This window comes from Synechocystis sp. LEGE 06083 (assembly GCF_015207725.1).
GTDB lineage: Bacteria > Cyanobacteriota > Cyanobacteriia > Cyanobacteriales > Microcystaceae > Synechocystis > Synechocystis salina.
This window is the reverse complement of the sequence record NZ_JADEWJ010000388.1, coordinates 1-2,540: the sequence shown is the minus strand read 5'-3', so window position 1 is coordinate 2,540 and position 2,540 is coordinate 1. Positions and strand designations below refer to the sequence as shown.

The 2,540-nt window shown below is 48.0% G+C and carries 3 protein-coding genes; 1 reads left to right on the top strand and 2 read right to left on the bottom strand.

Annotated features, from left to right (window positions below):
- Positions 1 to 487, top strand: a 487-nt coding sequence (locus tag IQ219_RS18910) for a hypothetical protein (RefSeq protein WP_194073637.1), incomplete at its 5' end; no start/stop codon positions are given.
- A 35-nt stretch (positions 488 to 522) separates the two neighbouring features.
- On the opposite strand, the gene IQ219_RS18905 is transcribed toward IQ219_RS18910, so the two are convergent.
- Together IQ219_RS18905 and IQ219_RS18900 are read right to left on the bottom strand one after the other, a co-directional pair.
- Entirely contained in the window at positions 523 to 1,557 is a 1,035-nt protein-coding gene (locus IQ219_RS18905; protein WP_194073636.1) for an AI-2E family transporter, read from the bottom strand.
- A gap of 37 nt (positions 1,558 to 1,594) precedes the next feature.
- A partial coding sequence (locus IQ219_RS18900; RefSeq protein ID WP_194073635.1) for an Hsp70 family protein occupies positions 1,595 to 2,540 on the bottom strand: 946 nt, incomplete at its 5' end.

Here is a 2,540-nt window from a genome sequence, read left to right as displayed (position 1 = left end):
CGATGGCGATCGCCTGGAACCAGTTAGGGTCACCTTGACGGCAAAAGAATTGGGACAGGTATTACAAGGGGAAGTGGGTCGTCAACTGAAGCTGGAATCTGTACCCCGGATCCAAACCCAAATTAGGGAGAAATCCTTAGAAGTAGGCACGGTGTTAGACCCCAACATGTTAAACAATGCCCGACTGTCCCCGGGGCAACAACGCATTGTGGAGCGGGTTTTACCACTGCTACCCAGTCAAAATCAGCCTTTTTATGTCGGCATAGAAGGGGCGCCCCAACTGGAAGCAGGGCAACTGATCATGACCGAAAATTCCCGCATTAAAATTGGTGAATTGAGCTTTAGTGTCGCGGATGTGGCCCAACGGTTGAATGTGCCACCGGAGAAGTTAAAGCAGATACTACAGGTAAATCTGGATGAATTAAATTTACAGGGCCTACAGATAGAAGATGGCACTGTGAAGTTGGAAGTTAGTCCTCAACGTTAATTCAATTGCCCCATTGTGATCCATGGCACTAGATACTAGATAAAATCACTGAGCATATCCCGTACAAAACTAGCAATGGGGATCGCCACTAAAATGCCCAATAATCCAGCCACCTTGGCTCCAATCATCAAAGAAAGTAAAATCCAGACGGGATGCACCCCAGTGACACGACCTAGTAATCTCGGGGCTAGGCCATTTTCCACCACCTGGTCCACCACAGTGGCGATCGCCAGGACTTTAATGCCCAACCAAATACTTTGAAAACTGGCAATAATACTGATTAAAACAATACTAGTGCCGCCGCCAAAAGGGAAAAAGGCCATAAAGCCCACAAACATACCAAACAGCAGGGCTAGGGGCACTTGAAAAATGCTCAAAGCGATGATTAAACTGACCCCCAGTAGGGCCGCTACGGTGGCTTGGCCAATGTAATAATTTTGAAAACTGTGGCGTAATCTTTGCCTTACCTTATGACGCCAATCAATGGGTAGCCAACGGAACATACCGTCCCAAAATGTCTGCCCCCGCAGTAACAAATAGACGGTCATAATAAAAATAAAGCCCGCTTCCACTAAGCTACCCGCAGTCCAAATTAATAAATTTACTAGTTGATTAGTAATGGAGCGGATTTGGTTAGGAAACTCGCTGGATAACTCTCGACCCCAAGCGCGGAAATTGGTAGGAATTTCCCATTGACTACTTAAATTATCGAGGCTTTCTAAGTGGCGATCGCCTAGGGTATTGAGATGGGGTAAAAGCTGTAAAACAGTACGAATTTGATCCACTAATTTGGGAATTATCAACAGGCCAATCGCCGCCAAAATAATCGCCGTGGTGAGCAATACCAATATCACTGCGTAGGGCAATTTCAGACGGGGATATCGCTGGAGCCAACGCACCGGATAGCCAAGAATAAAAGCGATCAGGTTGGCAATAATAAAAATTCTCAGGGGGGACTGAAAATAATCCAATAGCTGCAGTAGCACCCAACCGTTGAGCAGGCACAGGGGCAACGTTAGACCAATCCACAACCAACGGCGATCGCCAGGGGGCATATTGGGCCAATTCATCAAAAAATAAGATAGTTAAACAGGCAATTAACCTAGACTAATCGATCGCTTCATAATCACTGTAAACAGTTTCGTCAGAGTCAAAATCAAACTCTTCCCCATCATCTAAACCGTACACCGGAGCAGTTTCCACATAATCCATACCACCGGGATTGATGGTGCCATTGATCATGGTGCCGGGAGTCATGGTGATGGCAGGAGAGGTCTGGGGGGTATTCAAATTGGTTTCCAGCGGTTCAATCATTTGGCTCGCGCCACTGCTGGTGCCCTGAACAAAATTAGCAAATTCATTACTACCAACCCCCTTGCCCTGTTGATATACTTCCGTACCAATCAGCAAGATGATCTGCCGGAATTCCTCCACCAAGGTCTGCAATTTCTCCACTGGCGTATTGGGAGTCCGTAAAGCGATCGCCAATTGATCCTTCTTCTGCTTACTGGAAGATTTGAGTTCCTCCCGCACCAGTTCGCCATTTTCCTGGAGCGTGGTCTCGTAGGTGTGGAAAAGGCTCTCCGCTTGATTCTGTAGCTCCATCATCCGCAGACGGAGTTGATCCTGGGCAGCATACTGTTCAGCATCCTGGCGCATCTTTTCAATTTCCCCGCCGCTCAAGCCACCGGTATGGCTAATGACAATGCTCTGTTCCTTGCCTGTGCCCTGGTCCTGGGCGGAAACCTTGAGAATACCATTAACATCAATTTCAAAACTGACCTCAATTTGGGGCATCCCCCGGGGAGCGGGAGGAATCCCTGCCAGCAAAAACTTACCTAGGCTTTTGTTATCCCTGGCCATGGCCCTTTCCCCTTGGAGCACATGGATTTCCACCGACGTTTGCCCGTCGATCGCCGTGGAAAAAACTTCTGAGCGACTAGTGGGGATGGTGGTATTGCGTTCAATGATTTTCGTTGTCACCTCCCCTAAAGTCTCCAAACCCAGGGATAAAGGCGTTACATCCAACAGCAACACATCCTCCACCTCGCCC

Coding starts and splice junctions, on each gene's coding strand:
- IQ219_RS18905 (WP_194073636.1), bottom strand. CDS start 1,557: ATGAATTGGCCCAATATGCCCCCTGGCGATCGCCGTTGGTTGTGGATT.